This is a genomic window from Tenacibaculum sp. A30 (genome assembly GCF_051200845.1).
Classification (GTDB): domain Bacteria; phylum Bacteroidota; class Bacteroidia; order Flavobacteriales; family Flavobacteriaceae; genus Polaribacter.
This window is the reverse complement of sequence record NZ_CP195160.1, coordinates 1,351,504-1,367,657: the sequence shown is the minus strand read 5'-3', so window position 1 is coordinate 1,367,657 and position 16,154 is coordinate 1,351,504. Positions and strand designations below refer to the sequence as shown.

Here is a 16,154-nt window from a genome sequence, read left to right as displayed (position 1 = left end):
GATGGCAGAATTAATAATACATTCTGAAAGAATAAAACAGAATATAAAAGATTTAAGCGACTTTTTTAAGTCAAATAATATAGAGTGGAGTTTAGTTACAAAGGTGTTTTCAGGAGACAAAACGTTTTTGAAAACGATCTTAACTAAAGACGTAATTAAGAACATAAACTCAGTAGGAGACTCAAGGTTGACAAGTTTACGAAACTTACGAGCTGTAAATCCAGATTTAAGAACCATTTATATAAAACCTCCTGCAGAAGTTTATGCTGATGAAGTAGTAGAATATGCAGATATTTCTTTGAACAGTTCATTATCTACTATAGAAGCCTTAAATCAGGCAGCTAAAAAGCAAAATAAAGTTCATCAAATCATTATTATGATTGAATTAGGTGAGTTAAGAGAAGGTGTTAGAAGAGACGATATTATAGACTTTTATGAAAAGGTATTCAATCTATCGAATATTGATGTGATCGGTATTGGATCAAACCTTGGATGTATGTATGGTGTTGAGCCTACGTATGATAAATTACTCCAGTTATCATTGTATAAAGAACTGATTTCAGCAAAATTCAATAAAGAATTAAAATATGTTTCAGGAGGAACGTCTATCACTTTACCCTTAATAGAAAATAAGGTTGTTCCTAAAGAAATTAATCACTTTAGAGTAGGGGAAGCTGCATTTTTTGGGTTAAGCCCGTTAGAAAACAAGCAGTTTAATAACTTGCACACCGAAACATTCGAGTTTTATGCTAATATTATTGAGTTAAAAGAAAAAAAACTAGTGCCAGACGGTATTATTAACGATGCGAATATTGGACATACGACTGATTATGATGAGAGTAACGTGCAAGAAACCTCTTACAAAGCAATTTTAGATGTTGGTCTGTTAGATGTAGATAAAGGTGATATTGAAGCAGAAGATAAAGACATTTCTTTTGTTGGGATTACCTCTGATATGTTAGTAATTGATGTTGGAACTAATAAAGATAAATCAGGAAATGTAAAATATAAAGTAGGTGATAAAATTAAATTTAAACCTAGTTATATGGGAGTTGCGAGATTATTAATCTCAAAATTTATTGATAAAGTATATAAAAATGACATGTAAATGTCTGCTATTTTGTTGTTTTAAAAACTCAAGAGTTCGTAGCTCTTGAGTTTTTTTATGAAAAACGTTCAACATGAAAAGGAGTGAGATCTGTACTTGTTTTTTTATGCGAAATAATTTCAGAAACTAATTTACCTGTCGCAGGCCCTAAACTCCATCCCATCATAGCATGACCAGCAGCTACTGTCACATTTTTAATTTTTGAAAGTCTGCCAATATATGGTAAACCATCAGGAGAACAAGGGCGTAAACCACTTTCTATATCCTTTCTTTCTTGTTGATTAATTTGTAGCCCGTTATAATAACTCTCAGCAGCATTCGCAATAGTATTAACTCTTTTAGTATTAATTTGACTATTAATACCAGCAATTTCCATAGTACCACCAAAACGCGTAAAACCATTCATAGGTGTAACTGCGACTTTAGCTTCTGTTAAAATTGCAGGAATATGAATACCCGTTTCTCTTTTTACATTAATTCGATAGCCTTTTCCTGCTTGTACAGGAATGCTTATTCCCAGTTTTTTAGCTAGTTTTTGTGTCCAAGACCCTGTTGTAAGCACAAACTCATCAGCTGTAATAGTATTGTTTTTTGTGTTGATTGATTTTATTTTTCCTTCTGAAATTTGAAAATCTATGACCTCCTCGTTTGCTAAGAAAGTCACACCATTGTCCTCTAAATAAGATTTCATTTTTAGCATAAATTCATTCGGAGTCATATGTGCATCAGAATGATAATATACAGCGCCTTTAATGTTCAAGTCTACATTAGGTTCTAGTTTTTGAATTTCTTCCTTTGTAAGATGTTCAACTTTTAATCCTTCTTTTATAGCAAGTTTCCCAATATTCCATTCTTCTTCACCCATTTTATCGGTTTTATAATACATCATTAAACCTTTGTGTTGGTAATGAAAATCGAAATCGTTGGAAGCTTTTAATTCTTCATACAAATCTCTACTAAACAGATTGATGTTTTTAATAACAGGGATAGAGCTAGCTACTTTTTTGGGTGTTGCAGATTTTTTGAATAGCCATGTCCATTGTAAAAAATCGTATTCTAAACGAGGTTTTATTGAAAAAGGACTGGTTGAACTCAGCATCCATTTAATACCTTTATTAATCATTCCTGGAGCTGCTAATGAAATAATATGACTAGGAGTAATAATCCCAGCATTTACGTGCGAAGCTCCTGATGAAAAATCAGATTTATCAATAACAGTAACTTTGTGCCCTTCTTTGTGTAAATAATATGCGGAACATAAACCGATGATTCCTCCGCCAATAATAACAACTTCTTTATTCATAAAAGATCTCTCGACTACGCTCGAGATGACATGTCGTTGCTTATAAATTATTTTAATTAGTTGATTAGCTAATGAGAAAATGAGTTTACAAACTATTTCATTCGCATATTTACTCATTAACTAATTGTCTCATTTGTTTATATTACTTGAAAACCATGTGCGTATGGATCATCTTCATCATCAATAACAATGGTGTTGTATCCATACACTTTTGCCCATCCTTGAATACTAGGAATGATAGCTTGTTTACCATCTAAGGTAGTTTCTTTTTCAACACGGCCTATAAACTTACTTCCAATGAAACTTTCGTGAATAAATTCTTCGCCAAGTTGTAATTTTCCTTTAGCATATAGTTGCGCTAAACGAGCTGAGGTTCCTGTACCACAAGGGCTTCTGTCAATCGCTTTATCACCATAAAAAACAGCATTTCTACCTGATGATGTTGGATCAATAGGATTACCTGTCCACAGCATATGCGTTACATCCCTGATGGTGTCATTTTCAGGATGAATAAACATGTTCGGGTATTTTTCATTGATTCGATCTCGTACAACTTGAGAGTATTGTATAATTTTAGAAGCAGTAATATTGTGTACTCCCGAGAAGTTTTTTTGAGGATCTACAATAGCATAGTAGTTTCCTCCATAAGAAACATCAAAAGTGATTTCTCCTAGTTCAGGACAATCCACAGTTAAACCTTCTGCTGCTAAGTAACTTTTAACATTTGTTAAACGAACCCAATCTACTTTTTTATCTGTTTGTTGGTACTCTATTTCGACCAAACCTGCAGGAGCTTCCATTTTTATTTTCCCTGGAATTTTTGGTGTTACCAGTCCTTCTTCGATAGCTATGGTAATAGTTCCAATTGTTCCATGACCACACATGGGTAAACATCCAGAAGTTTCAATAAATAAAATAGCAAAATCATTTTCGGGATTGTGAGGAGGGAATAAGATGGAACCGCTCATCATATCATGTCCGCGAGGTTCAAACATTAACCCTTTTCGAATCCAGTCGTATTCTTTTAAAAAATGTTGACGTTTTTCGCTCATATTGGCTCCAATTAAGTTAGGGCCACCACCTGCAACAACTCTTACAGGATTTCCGCAAGTGTGTGCATCAACGCAAAAAAAAGTTTTTCTCATACTAAATTGAATCGCAGTTTGTATGTTTTCTAAAGAAATTATTGAAAGTTTATTATATCACTTGTTCTTTTGTGAGTATACCGTTTACGGAGCGTAAAATTTGTAAAGGGTTCTCATTCTTTAATTCATTGGGTAATAAATTGTTGGGCCAATCTTGATAACTAAATGGTCGTACCCAACGTTTAATTGAATTAACCCCAACAGCGGTAAATCGACTGTCTGTTGATGCTGGATAAGGGCCTCCGTGAACCATTGACGGGCAAACTTCTACACCAGTTGGAACTCCGTTGAAAATAATTCTTCCAACTCTATTTTGTAAAGCAGCGATTATTGTTGGATAATTTACAGCTTCATTATCATCAGAAATTACCGTTCCTGTAAGTTGTCCTTCTAAGCTAGAAATAATTTCTTCTAATTGCTCTTTATTTTCACATTGCACTACTATAGAATAAGGTCCAAATACTTCTTGATGTAAGGTTGGATTTTCTAAAAATGTTTTTCCTTCAACTGTAGTTACAATTTGAGTAGCATAGTTAGCTTGTACTTCTTTAGTGTAGTTTGCAGCAATAGTAATTCCTTGTTGTGAAATCGCTTTGGTTTTGTTGTTCTCATAAGCACCTATAATATTAGGATGTAACATACAAGATGGATTAATTTCCACAATTTTATCAGCTAAAGAATCGATAAAATTAGTTAAGCCATCACTTTTTATTCCTAAAATTAATCCAGGATTGGTACAAAATTGTCCAGTACCTAAAGTAATAGAATTTGCATAAGTGGTAGCCAAACTATCAGCATTATTTTCTAATGCTTTTGGTAATAGTATAACTGGATTGATACTTCCCATTTCAGCAAAAACAGGAATAGGTTCTTCACGTTTAGCAGCTAAGTCTAATAAGGCTCTACCTCCTCGAATACTTCCGGTAAAACCAACAGCTTTTACTTTTGGATGAGAAACTAATTGTTGACCTACTTCTATACCACTTGAATTTAAATTAGAAAAAACACCGTTTGGCATTCCTGTTTTTTCTGCAGCTTTAATTATAGCTGAAGCAATAAGTTCACCTGTACCAGTATGCATAGGGTGCGATTTTACTATCACAGGACAACCAGCAGCTAAAGCCGCAGCAGTATCACCACCAGCAGTAGAATAGGCAAGAGGGAAATTACTTGCTCCGAAAACAACTACAGGTCCTAAAGGAATATTTAGTTTGCGAATATCTGATTTAGGTAGTGGTTCTCTATCTGGAATAGCAGTGTCAATAGTAGCGTCTACCCATGAACCTTCTGAAACTAAATCAGCAAAAGAACGGAGTTGAAATACAGTTCTGCCTCGTTCTCCTTTAGCGCGTCCTTCTGGTAAACCAGATTCAGAGCAATAGGTTTGAATTAACTCTTCATCTAGAGCTAAAATTTCATCAGCAATGGCATTTAAAAATTCAGCTTTTCTTTTTCCAGAAACAGTTCTGTATGTTTTAAATGCTTCAGAAGCTAAATTTACAGCGTTATCAATTTCTTCGGAAGTAGCTTCAGTAAAAACAGTATCATTTTCCCGATTTAATTCAGGGTTGAATGTTTTGTAAGTTATAGTTCCTGAGTTGGATAATTGATTTCCTATATAGTTTTTTCCTGTAATCATATATAATGAGAAAATGGTTTACTTAGTGAGTAGCTAATGCTTTATAATTAGGTAATGTAGGTCTGTTTTTTAATCCAGTTTCTATCACTTTTAAAACATGTTTACGTTCTTCACCTATTAAAGGTAATCGAGGTGCTCGCACATTTTCAGTTCCAATACCCGTAGCTACTTCTGCTAACTTAATATTTTGTACTAATTTAGGGTTTATATCTAATTCTAACAATGGTAAAAACCAACGATAAATTTCTAATGCTTCTTGTATACGACCAGCTTTTTGTAATTCGTAAATAGCTACAGTTTCTTTTGGAAAGGCACAAACTAAACCAGCTATCCAACCGTCAGCACCCATTAGTAAACTTTCTAAAGCAATGGTGTCAACTCCTGTCATAATTTTTAAACGATCGCCAAAACGATTTTTAATTCTAGTAATATTTGTGGTATCTCTGGTAGATTCTTTAACAGCTTCAATGTTGTCACATTTTAGTAGTTCTTCAAACATGTCTAAAGTAACTTCAATCTTATAATCTACCGGGTTGTTATACACCATAATAGGAAGTGATGTATTGTTAGCCACAGCTTTAAAATACTCAACAGTTTCTCTGTCACCAGATTTATAGCGCATAGGAGGGAGCATCATTAAACCGTTGGCTCCATCTTCTTCCGCTTTTTGGGCTGCTTCAATAGCTCCTTTGGTAGTTTGTTCAGCTATATTTATTAAAACTGGAACTTGATTGTTAACTAATTGAGCCGTAGTTTTAGTCAATGTTCTTTTTTCGTCGTCAGATAAAGTACTGGCTTCTCCTAAAGTACCTCCTAAGACAATTCCGTGTACACCAGCTTCTAGTTGTGCTTTAATGTTAACTTCAAACATGTGTAAATCTAAAGTATCTTCATTTGTAAACTTTGTAGTTACTGCAGGCATCACACCTTTCCAATTTATACTCATGGTAATATTGTTTTTTATGCAAAGTTATAAGGAATAGGAAGTCTCTTTTAACGTCAAATTATCTTATAGTAATATAATATTATCTTTTTTTGTTTATTTTGAGTGTTTAGTTAATAGTATTTGCATATTTTTGAAAATAAATAAGAAAATTATTAATGAAAGTTTTACCATTTCAAATACCCAAAACTCATAATATAGGATTGATTTATCAGGAAGATTGTGAGCAATATTTTTATGATAAATTACATCAGCATGAAGAAATACAATTGAGTGTTATTGTCAAAGGAGAAGGGACTTTAATTGTAGGTGATACAATTAATAAATATGAGTCTGGAGATGTTTTAGTACTTGGGAGTAATTTACCGCATGTTTTTAAAAGCGATGCTTCAAAAATAAATGAGTCTTTTATGATTTCATTGTTTTTTACAAAAGATTCTTTTGGGAAGGATTTTTTTCTGCTAGATGATTTTATAGAGTTAATTCCTTTTTTTGAAAAATCTGTAATAGGATTTAAACTTTCAACATATAAGGAAGAAGTGATTAATTTATTCCTGAGTTTACAAAAGGCAACCAATCTAGAACGTTTTATAGGTTTACTTCAAATTTTAAAAATAATTATTGATGCTGAAACCAAAGAACTGGCAAGTTTTATTTACCCTAAAAAATATACTGATAATGAAGGAAAGCGTATGCGAGACATTATGGATTTTACCATAAATCATTTTAATAAAAATATCGATTTATATGAAATCTCTGAAAAAGCCAACATGACTCCCAATGCCTTTTGTCGATATTTTAAGCAACGAACAAACAAAACCTACTTTACTTTTTTAAATGAATTGCGTATTGAAAATGCTTGCAAACTATTAAGTTCTGATAAAAGTATGGCGATTAGTGAAATAGCGTATCAGTGTGGATTTAACAATCTGTCTAATTTTAATCGAAAATTTAAAGAGGTAAAAAGTATGAGTCCATCAATATTTAGAAAGAATAACTGATGAAAATGAGTTTTTGTAAAGTCAAAATAATGATGTTTTTAAAAATTAACATAAATTTTAATGCCTCTTAACTATATTTGATGTTTATATCATCAAGTTATGTTTCTTAGTAAAAGAATTGCTTATTTAACATTGTTAGTTTCATTAATGTCTTCTGTAGTTACTGCACAGGAAACATTACCTATTTATGCCGATTATTTATCAGATAATGTGTATTTATTGCATCCTGCTGCAGCTGGAATAGGCGATTGTGGTAAAATACGTTTGACAGCTCGTCAACAATGGTTAGGAGTAGATAATGCTCCTTCGTTACAAACAGCTAGTTTTCATACCAAATTAGGAGAATATTCCAATACTGGTTTAGGTATTATTCTTTTTAACGATAAAAATGGATATCATTCACAAAAAGGAATTCAAGGTACCTATGCTTATCATATAGATATGGGGAATGAAAATTTGTTTAACCAGTTGTCATTTGGATTATCGTTTTCTGTAGTTCAAAATGAAAGAGATCAACGAACTTTTATAAATGATCCTGCGGTTAATCAGGTAATTGAAAGTGATTTCTATTTTAATGCAGATTTTGGTATGGCATATCATAAGAATGGATTGTCATCTTATTTTACCATAAAAAATATCTTTTTATCAGCAAAAAATAACTTGGATTCCAATTTTGAATCACCAAATCTTAGAAATTATATTTTAGGAGGAGGCTATTTCTTTGGAGATAGAGAAAAGCTACAATTTGAACCATCTTTCATGTTTCAATATAAAGAACAAACTCAAGAGAAAATAGGAGATATAAACTTTAAGGTATATAAAACTCTTGAAAACATGCAATTGTGGGCAGCGTTATCGTATAGAAGAAGCTTTGATAGTAGCATTTTTGGAAATTCTCAATACATAACACCTATTGCAGGGGTGAATTATAAAAACTGGATGTTTGCTTATACATACACGCAACAAACAGGAGATATAGTCTTTTCGAATGGAGGATTTCACCAATTGTCTTTAGGACTAAATCTTTTCTGTACAAAAAGAAGAGCAGCAGCGTGTCCGAATATCAACGGAAGTTTTACGTATTAAAAATCTAAATAGTCAATATTACTGTTTTTGTAATCTTTAAGGATATTTTCTAAAACAGATTTATCTTTATTAATGTAGAAGATGTTTAATGACTGGTTGTTAGTGCTATTATTAACAAGGTTTTGTTGAGAGAGCACATTTTTAACCTGTTTTGCCACAGCTTCACCAGAATCTATAATTTGGATATTTTCACCAGTTATTTTTCGTATTTGAGGAAGCAAATAAGGATAATGAGTACATCCTAAAACAATGTAGTCACATTTATTTTCTAGCATTGGATTGATGTACTTTTCTAGCAAAGAAGTCATTTCTTCAGATTCCATTTTTCCATTTTCAATCAACTCAACTAAACCTTCACCAACTTGTTCTATTATGGTAATTTGATCACTTAATTTTGAGGTCGTTTTTTCAAATAAAGCACTGTTTAGTGTTCCTTTAGTAGCTAATATTCCAATAGTGCCTGTTTTTGTTTTTAAAGAAGCTGGTTTAATTGCTGGCTCAATTCCTATAAAGGGAATATCATAATTTGCTCTTAAATATTGAATAGCATTGGTAGTAGCGGTGTTACAAGCAACCACAATAATTTTGGCTCCTTTTTTTATTAAAAACTCTGTGTTTTTAACAGACAGGTCAACAATTTCTTGCGTTGACTTTTGACCGTAAGGGGCATTCTTACTGTCAGAAAGGTATATAGTATTTTCATTTGGTAAGAGTTGATGAATCTCTTTCCAAATAGAAGTACCTCCTATACCAGAGTCAAAAATACCAATAGGTTTTTGTGTGCTATTCATAGTATAACAAAAATAAAAATCCTGCTGTTTTCAGCAGGATTTTTTTATAAAATATTTGTTGTTTCTTAGAAACCTAATTTAGATTTTACAGCGTCGTAAATATCTTCTCCTTTTTCGTAAACGATTAAACCTTTACCTGGAGCAGCATCAAAAACATAGATAATTCCTTTTTCAGCAGCTACAGCTTTAATAGCATCTTCAGCTTTTTGTAAGATAGGAATCGTTTTTTCTTGGTACTTCTTTTGCATTTCTTGACCTGCAGCTTGCTCAGCTTGCGCTATCTTTTGTCTGTCTTGTTGAACTTCAATAGCTCTTTTTTGGTTTTCTTCTTGAGTTTGACTCTTACCTTCAGCTTCGTATTTTTTAATCTTAGCCTCTAGTTTTTTGTACATAGTTTCAATGTCGTCACGGTATGTTTTGTTTAGCTTTTCTAACTCTGCTTTCATAGCTTTTGTTGCAGGCATTTCAGCTAATAATTTATCTGTGTTAATATGTGCAGTTTTTTGCGCATTTGCCACACCACCTAATCCAACAGTAAAAATTGCAACTAATAATAACGTTTTTAAATGTTTCATCTTTGTTTTAATTTAATTAATGTTCTTTATTCTTGATTTATTTGTTCTCTTCTTGATCTTCTTGTTCTTTTTTCTTTTTAGCTTCTTCTTGAGCTTTTAATAATGCAGCTCTTTTTTCTTGTAATAATTTTCTTTTGTCTGCTCTTTCTTTTAAGCGTTCTTGCCTTTTTTCTTCAATTTGTTTAATTTTAGCAAGCCTGTCTTCTTCTCTCTTTTTTTGTAAATCTTCTCGAAGCTTTATTTTTTCTTTTTGTTCATCACTCAAATTATCATTTTTAAGTAATGCTTTTCTAGCTTCTATTTTATCTTCCTTAGCTTGTTTTTTCTGATCAATACTAATCATTTGTACAACAAGGTCGCTAATATCGTGTTTTTTGTTTGAATACAGCATAACCAATTCACTTGATTTATCGAAAACGAAATCATATTGTTTTCGAGAAGCTATTGTTTGTACTGCATTGTATACTTGGTCTTGTACGGGTTTAATTAATTGCTTTCTTAAATTGTACATATCTCCATTCGGACCAAAGTATAAAGATTCTAACCTTCGTAAAGATTCTTGTTTAATGGTTATGTCTTCTTCACGCTCTTCTATTAATTCTTTGGTTAGAATTGCTTTTTCGTTAGAGAGATCAGTTTTTAAAACCTCAATGGCACGGGCTTCTTTATCTAATGTTGTTTTCCATTTTTCAACTTTAGCATCTAGTGCATTTTGTGCATCTAAATATTCTGGAATATTTTGAAGAATATATTCCATATCAATATACGCAATGCGTTGATTTTTCTGGGCAACAGTTATACTTGTAATAAGTAAAAGAACGATTGATAAAATGCTTTTTTTCATCTTGTATAATGTGTTTAGAAAAAACCGTGCCAAAACCTAGACACATTACAAATGTATGGTTTTAGAACTGTCTTCCAATTATAAAATGCGTTTGCCAACCTGATTTTTCGCTTAAACCTGGTAACGGATCGAACCCATGTGCGAAATCGATACCTAATAAACCAAATGCAGGCATAAATATACGAACACCAACTCCTGCTGAACGTTTTAACTTAAACGGATTAAAAGTGCTAAAATTGTCATAAGAGTTTCCTGCTTCTAAAAATCCTAAAGTATAAATAGATGCTGAAGGTTTATCAGTAATAGAATAACGTAACTCTAATTGAAATTTGTTATAAATAGCTCCACCATCTAAAGAAGAAATACGATTGTTTTCGTATCCTCTTAATCCGATAGTTTCACGACCGTCTAATTGACCTTGTGCAATACCATCTCCACCAACAAAATATCTTTCAACAGGGGTTAAACCAACTTCACTATTGTATTTTCCAAGATACCCCATTTCAAAATTAGACATTAAAACTAATTTATTTGCTAATGCAGTGTACCATTTTCCTTTAGCAGAAATTTTATAGTACTCTAACCACTTGTATTTATCAGCTAGGTATGCTTGTCTTTGTTCAAGTGTAGGGTTTTCAGGTTCTGAATAATCTTTTCCGTTAACTAAAGAGTAAGGGAATGTAGCTTTAGCACGTAAAGTGAACTCTGAACCATAGGTAGGGAAAATTAAACTAGGACCTGCAGAGTTACGGCTTAGTGCAACGCTATAAGCTAAGTTGTTTAAGTCTCCTTCACTAAGAATATCATTAGAAGAACCTACACGATAACCGTAGTTGTTAAGCTCTATTCTTTGGTAACTAATGTTTTGAGAAAGGGTAAAATAGTCATCAGGCCACTTTAAACGTTTTCCTAAACCAATAGAAGCTCCAATAATACTTAAACTTTCATTTTTATTTACATCATACGTGTTGTAATCGAAACGATATTGGTTTGATAAGTATACAGAGAATGATAACGATTGAGGTGTTTTACCTCCTAACCAAGGCTCTGTAAAAGAAAAACTATACGTGTTATAAGTTCTACTAGCTTGTAAACGTAGTGATAAACTTTGACCGTCTCCCATAGGTAATGGTTTGTAAGCTTCTTTGTTGAAAATATTTCTCATAGAGAAATTGTTAAAAGAAAGTCCTAAAGTACCAATGAAAGATCCTCCACCATAACCACCTTGAAGTTCAATTTGACTTCCTCCTTTTTCAACTACAGAGAATTCAATATCAGCTGTTTTATTTTGATAATCAGGTTTTACATCAGGAGTTACATTGGTGTCAAAAAATCCTAATTGTCCTATTTCACGGATAGAACGAATAATGTTTTCACGACTAAACAAATCGCCTGGTTTTACACGTAATTCTCTAAAGATTACATGGTCGTTTGTTTTTTCGTTACCAGCAACGCTTACTCTTTTAATGGTAGCTTGGTCATCTTCTCTAATACGAACTTCTACTGTAATTGAGTCGTTCTCAACTTTGGTTTCAATGGCGTTTATTTGAGAAAATAAATATCCGTTGTTGTGGTATAAGGTTTGAATATCTTGAGAATTAGGAGTTCCATCACCAGAAATACGTTCTTTTAGCACTTTTCCGTTGTAAATATCTCCTTTGTCAATTCGTAATAAACTACTTAATTGCTCATCGGTGTATGCTTTATTTCCTATGAAAAGAATTTCATTAAAGCGATATTGACGTCCTTCTTCTAAGTCTATTTCAAGATTAATTGTGTTGTCATCATTCCATACAACTTTATCAGATAAAATACGAGCGTCACGATATCCGTTTTCACTATATTTTTCAAGAATACTCTCTAAATCTGCTTTATAGTCATCTAGTATATATTTAGAAGCTTTCCAGAAACGACCAAAAATTTTACGTTTGGTGTTTTTCATAGCGCCTCTTAAAGTAGCATTAGATAAAGCTTGGTTACCATTAAAATTGATTTCTTTAATTTTTACACGATTACCTCTATCAATAAAAATAGCCATACTAACGGTGTTAACATCGGTAGTGTCTTTTTTCGTGTCTAAAGATACTTTTGTTTTTAAGAAACCTTTATCGGTATATTTTTTTTGAATGTAATTACGAGTGGTTACAATAAGGTTGTCGGTAACCATTGTACCTTTTTTTAATTCTGTTTCTTTTTTTATCTCTTTAACTTGTGCTTTTTTTACACCAGTAATGGTAACATCGGTTAATTGAGGTAGTTCAGTTACATCGAATTGAAGGTAAACAGTTTCTCCATCACGTTTAGATAAGTATACATCTACTTCACTAAATTGCTTGCTTTCGTATAGCTTTTTAATGGCACTAGTAAGTTTGTCTCCAGGTAGTTTAACTGGTTGTCCTTCAGTTAAACCAGTATAAATTCTTACGGTTTGTTCGCTAAATTTTTGTAAACCAGTTACAGTTATGCCTCCTAAAATATACTCTTTTCCTTTTTCGTAGGATATAATATTTGTAGCGGTGCTATCTTTAGGTGTTAGGTCTTGTGCTTGTGTACTCACCGTTAAAAAGGTGATAAAAAATACTAGTAAATACGAATATTTATTCATTGGTTTCAATCTGTTCACTGGTTTTTCCAAATCTTCTTTCTCTATTTTGATAATCAAGTATAGCGTCGTAAAGGTGCTCTTTTCTATAATCAGGCCATAGCACATCAGTAAAATGTAATTCGGCATATGCTATTTGCCAAAGTAAATAATTACTGATTCTTTGTTCCCCACTTGTACGTATCATTAAATCAACATCGGGCAAATTAAACGTATATAAATGATTATTTATAATTTTATCGTTAATTTTTTCAATTTCTATTTCGTTATTAACAACTTTTTTGGTTATGTTTTTGATTGCGTTAACAATTTCTTCCCTCGATCCGTAGCTTAAAGCAAAGGTTAACGTAATTTTAGTGTTGTTTTTTGTAGCATCGATAACATTAGCTAATACTTTTTGAGCATTTTTAGGTAAGCTAGTTAAATTACCAATAGCATTTATTTTCACGTTTTTACGTTGAAATTCAGGAAGTTCTTTTTTTAAGGTAGTAACTAACAAGCTCATTAAAGCATCGACTTCTAATTTTGGACGATTCCAATTTTCAGTAGAAAAAGCATAAAGAGTTAAGTATTTTACTCCTAGTTCTGAAGCTGTATCAGCAGTTTCTCTAATAGCTGTTAATGCGTTTCGATGACCAAAAACACGTTGCATTCCTTTACTTTTAGCCCATCTACCATTACCATCCATAATAATAGCAATGTGGTTTGGTATGTTTTGTAAATCAATGCGCTGTAATTTTTCTTTCATAGTTATTCCGCTATTCCACCGAAACAAGGTGGTCTTCCGAAGGTGTAAACAATAGAAACTCCTGAAAAAGTATACCAGTCATTTCCATTACCTCCAAAATCTAATGAGTTTATTTTATCTGTTGTGTAATCTAAATCATCTTCAAATGTAAAACGCACACCAGCTTCAAAAGCAATAGCAAAGTTATCTGCTAATCTTCCTTTTAAACCAATACCTACGGGTAAAGTATACGAGAATTTATTTTTTAAAGAAATAGTATTGTTTGAGGTTTGAGAACCTGGACTTTTATAGTTAAAAGCAGCAATTTCAGCCAAAATATAAGGGGTAAAAGTGGTTCTGTAATCACTAATATTGTAGTCAAAAAAGTTAAATTCTACACCAGCAGCAAATTCATGTACGTTATTAGAAAAGCTGAAGCCTCTGTTTTGACGATAAGGATTGCTAGCATCGGCATCATCTCCAGAAATTGAAATGTAAGTGTAGGTACCTCTTAGTGCAATTCGAGGGTTTAAATTGTACTTATAAATAAGACCACCAGCGAATTTATTCGGGTGTATGTAGTTTGTGCTTCCTATATCTCCCACATAATTAGAACCACCGGCAAAAATACCGATTTCATGAATTTGTGATTGTAAAGGTGCAACTAAACAAACAAATAATATTGATAGAATAAGTCCTCTCATTGTAAAATAGCGTGCAAATATAGGGAATTGAATTTGCTTTAAAAAGTTAATAATCCGTCTTTTTGATTAACTTTTTTTTTGTGAATTTATTGTAATTGTATAAGTTATAAGCCTTCATTTCTTGTGTCTTCCCCCCATAAAAGTTTTCCACGTAAGGTTTTTAAATGGGATTGATTTTTAGGTAAAATACTTTTTATAGTGAAAGAAGCTTTTTTAATTTTGATCTTAGTTTCTTTTGAAACCGTTGCGATACGGGAGTCTAACGAGACTAAAAAATCTTTTTCACGGGCGCTAACTTCAAGGTGTATTTCTGTGTCATCAGGAATAACCATCGGACGAGCATTCAAGTTATGTGGTGCTATAGGAGTAATAACAAAACTTTTTGAGTTTGGTAAAATTACGGGGCCATCGCAACTTAATGAATATCCTGTTGAGCCAGTTGGAGTTGCTATAATTAAACCATCTGCCCAATAATTGGTTAAATATTCTTGGTTTAAGAATGTTTTAATTCCTATCATCGAAGTAGTATTTCTTCTAGCTATAGTTACTTCGTTTAATGCAAAGTTGAGCTCAGAAAAATCTTCAGTATTTGGAGAGGTTTCTATTTGTAATAATGAACGTTCTTGAAGTGTGTATTCTTTTTTAAGTACTAAATCAATAGCTTCTTCAATTTGATCTTTTTGAATGGTTGCCAGGAAACCCAGGCGCCCAGTGTTAATTCCCATGATAGGGATATTCAAATCACGTATGTAGGTAACGGCTCTCAAAATAGTACCATCTCCTCCAATAGTGAACATCACATCAAACGTGTTTGATAAATCATTAAAATGTGAGTAAGTAGGGTATTTTTTGTTTAGTGAGTCGTTTTCAACAAATAAATCGTAAAACTGTTGCTCAAAAAAGGCAACGATATTGTGTTTTTCTAAAACATCTAAAAGAATTTTAACTTCTTTTTCTGCTAGTGTAGTATAAGCTTGTCCGTAAATAGCTACTTTTTTCACTGGTAAAAATATTTTTTAGAAATTACATATCTAGGTATTTCCTTAAATAGGCAGCTCTATCTTTAAGCTCTTCTAGATAAAAGTCGTCTTCGTGTTGTGTGATAACGTTATAGTCGTATCGGCGAAACGTTTGAATAATTTCATTTATTTCTTCAGAAACAATTCTAAGGGTGACTTCTATGTTGTCTATATTTTCAGAAGAAATATAAGCTCCTAAAAGTTTTCCGTTGTTAGTTTCTACAATTTGAGTTATTTGACTCATAGAGTAGTCGCTCTTAGGTTTGTCTATTATTAGAGTTTGACTTTCGTTATGTATGAAAGGGCTGTTGGCAAAAGCATCTAAAATATCACTTAGTTCATAATAACCAACATAGTTCAGGTTTTTGTCTAAAACAGGGATTAAATTAGAGTCGTTATCCGCAAATAATGCGATTAAATCAAGTAAAGTCGCTTTTTCATTTGTGTAAAAGTGATCAAACATGTAAGTGTACTCATTTAGCGTACGGTTTTTATTTTCAATAGTTTGAATGTCACTTTCAGGCAAGCAGCCAATTAACTTACCATCTTCAACTACTGGAATATGCGTTATAGGTAAGTCTTTACACACTTGTTGAGCACTTTTTACAGAGCTGTTTAATGTGAGTGCTTTAATTTCTTTTAGTATAAAATCATTGATTTTCATTAC

Annotated in this window: 15 protein-coding genes; 3 read left to right on the top strand and 12 right to left on the bottom strand. The window is 32.3% G+C overall.

Annotated features, from left to right (window positions below):
- Position 1 precedes the first annotated feature (1 nt).
- A complete protein-coding gene (locus tag ACR9ES_RS06555; RefSeq protein WP_435255560.1) occupies positions 2-1,108 on the top strand; it encodes an alanine racemase in 1,107 nt (368 codons plus the stop codon).
- Positions 1,109-1,163: 55 nt separating this feature from the next.
- Here ACR9ES_RS06555 and ACR9ES_RS06550 read toward each other — a convergent pair whose 3' ends face one another.
- From ACR9ES_RS06550 to ACR9ES_RS06535, 4 genes are all read right to left on the bottom strand, one after another.
- A complete protein-coding gene (locus tag ACR9ES_RS06550) occupies positions 1,164-2,411 on the bottom strand; it encodes an NAD(P)/FAD-dependent oxidoreductase (protein WP_435255559.1) in 1,248 nt (415 codons plus the stop codon).
- Between the two features lie 137 nt (positions 2,412-2,548).
- Positions 2,549-3,556, bottom strand: a complete 1,008-nt coding sequence (locus tag ACR9ES_RS06545; RefSeq protein ID WP_435255558.1) for a 4-hydroxyproline epimerase — start codon at positions 3,554-3,556, stop codon at positions 2,549-2,551.
- A gap of 52 nt (positions 3,557-3,608) precedes the next feature.
- Positions 3,609-5,195: an aldehyde dehydrogenase (NADP(+)) gene (locus ACR9ES_RS06540; protein ID WP_435255557.1), complete on the bottom strand. Its 1,587-nt coding sequence runs from the start codon at positions 5,193-5,195 to the stop codon at positions 3,609-3,611.
- A gap of 22 nt (positions 5,196-5,217) precedes the next feature.
- Complete coding sequence (locus ACR9ES_RS06535; RefSeq protein WP_435255556.1) at positions 5,218-6,141, bottom strand: dihydrodipicolinate synthase family protein; 924 nt, start codon at positions 6,139-6,141, stop codon at positions 5,218-5,220.
- A 155-nt stretch (positions 6,142-6,296) separates the two neighbouring features.
- Between ACR9ES_RS06535 and ACR9ES_RS06530 the strand changes: the two genes are divergently transcribed.
- On the top strand, positions 6,297-7,139 hold the full coding sequence (locus tag ACR9ES_RS06530) for an AraC family transcriptional regulator (protein ID WP_435255555.1): 843 nt from the start codon (positions 6,297-6,299) through the stop codon (positions 7,137-7,139).
- Positions 7,140-7,238: 99 nt separating this feature from the next.
- Positions 7,239-8,225 carry a PorP/SprF family type IX secretion system membrane protein gene (locus ACR9ES_RS06525; RefSeq protein WP_435255554.1) on the top strand — a complete coding sequence of 329 codons (987 nt, stop codon included), beginning with the start codon at positions 7,239-7,241 and terminating at the stop codon, positions 8,223-8,225.
- On the opposite strand, the gene murI is transcribed toward ACR9ES_RS06525, so the two are convergent.
- The 8 genes from murI to ACR9ES_RS06485 all read right to left on the bottom strand — a co-directional run bounded on the left by murI (position 8,222) and on the right by ACR9ES_RS06485 (position 16,151).
- Complete coding sequence (murI, locus tag ACR9ES_RS06520) at positions 8,222-9,016, bottom strand: glutamate racemase (protein ID WP_435255553.1); 795 nt, start codon at positions 9,014-9,016, stop codon at positions 8,222-8,224. The genes ACR9ES_RS06525 and murI overlap by 4 nt on opposite strands.
- Positions 9,017-9,081: 65 nt before the next feature.
- Positions 9,082-9,591, bottom strand: a complete 510-nt coding sequence (locus ACR9ES_RS06515) for an OmpH family outer membrane protein (protein ID WP_274633270.1) — start codon at positions 9,589-9,591, stop codon at positions 9,082-9,084.
- 37 nt (positions 9,592-9,628) lie between these two features.
- Complete coding sequence (locus tag ACR9ES_RS06510) at positions 9,629-10,435, bottom strand: OmpH family outer membrane protein (protein ID WP_435255552.1); 807 nt, start codon at positions 10,433-10,435, stop codon at positions 9,629-9,631.
- Positions 10,436-10,496: 61 nt separating this feature from the next.
- On the bottom strand, positions 10,497-13,040 hold the full coding sequence (bamA, locus tag ACR9ES_RS06505) for an outer membrane protein assembly factor BamA (protein ID WP_435255551.1): 2,544 nt from the start codon (positions 13,038-13,040) through the stop codon (positions 10,497-10,499).
- A complete protein-coding gene (locus ACR9ES_RS06500; protein ID WP_274633267.1) occupies positions 13,033-13,785 on the bottom strand; it encodes an isoprenyl transferase in 753 nt (250 codons plus the stop codon). The genes bamA and ACR9ES_RS06500 overlap by 8 nt, the downstream gene beginning before the upstream one ends.
- 2 nt (positions 13,786-13,787) lie before the next feature.
- Positions 13,788-14,468 (bottom strand): DUF6089 family protein, encoded by a 681-nt coding sequence (locus tag ACR9ES_RS06495; RefSeq protein ID WP_435255550.1) that lies wholly within the window; start codon positions 14,466-14,468, stop codon positions 13,788-13,790.
- Between the two features lie 104 nt (positions 14,469-14,572).
- Positions 14,573-15,469 carry an NAD kinase gene (locus ACR9ES_RS06490; RefSeq protein ID WP_435255549.1) on the bottom strand — a complete coding sequence of 299 codons (897 nt, stop codon included), beginning with the start codon at positions 15,467-15,469 and terminating at the stop codon, positions 14,573-14,575.
- Between the two features lie 22 nt (positions 15,470-15,491).
- Entirely contained in the window at positions 15,492-16,151 is a 660-nt protein-coding gene (locus ACR9ES_RS06485) for a CBS domain-containing protein (protein ID WP_120186284.1), read from the bottom strand.
- Positions 16,152-16,154: the final 3 nt, after the last annotated feature.

Coding starts and splice junctions, on each gene's coding strand:
- ACR9ES_RS06545 (WP_435255558.1), bottom strand. CDS start 3,556: ATGAGAAAAACTTTTTTTTGCGTTGATGCACACACTTGCGGAAATCCT.
- ACR9ES_RS06515 (WP_274633270.1), bottom strand. CDS start 9,591: ATGAAACATTTAAAAACGTTATTATTAGTTGCAATTTTTACTGTTGGA.
- ACR9ES_RS06485 (WP_120186284.1), bottom strand. CDS start 16,151: ATGAAAATCAATGATTTTATACTAAAAGAAATTAAAGCACTCACATTA.
- ACR9ES_RS06495 (WP_435255550.1), bottom strand. CDS start 14,468: ATGAGAGGACTTATTCTATCAATATTATTTGTTTGTTTAGTTGCACCT.
- ACR9ES_RS06555 (WP_435255560.1), top strand. CDS start 2: ATGGCAGAATTAATAATACATTCTGAAAGAATAAAACAGAATATAAAA.
- ACR9ES_RS06540 (WP_435255557.1), bottom strand. CDS start 5,195: ATGATTACAGGAAAAAACTATATAGGAAATCAATTATCCAACTCAGGA.
- ACR9ES_RS06525 (WP_435255554.1), top strand. CDS start 7,239: ATGTTTCTTAGTAAAAGAATTGCTTATTTAACATTGTTAGTTTCATTA.
- ACR9ES_RS06510 (WP_435255552.1), bottom strand. CDS start 10,435: ATGAAAAAAAGCATTTTATCAATCGTTCTTTTACTTATTACAAGTATA.
- ACR9ES_RS06530 (WP_435255555.1), top strand. CDS start 6,297: ATGAAAGTTTTACCATTTCAAATACCCAAAACTCATAATATAGGATTG.
- ACR9ES_RS06550 (WP_435255559.1), bottom strand. CDS start 2,411: ATGAATAAAGAAGTTGTTATTATTGGCGGAGGAATCATCGGTTTATGT.
- ACR9ES_RS06535 (WP_435255556.1), bottom strand. CDS start 6,141: ATGAGTATAAATTGGAAAGGTGTGATGCCTGCAGTAACTACAAAGTTT.
- ACR9ES_RS06500 (WP_274633267.1), bottom strand. CDS start 13,785: ATGAAAGAAAAATTACAGCGCATTGATTTACAAAACATACCAAACCAC.
- bamA (WP_435255551.1), bottom strand. CDS start 13,040: ATGAATAAATATTCGTATTTACTAGTATTTTTTATCACCTTTTTAACG.
- murI (WP_435255553.1), bottom strand. CDS start 9,016: ATGAATAGCACACAAAAACCTATTGGTATTTTTGACTCTGGTATAGGA.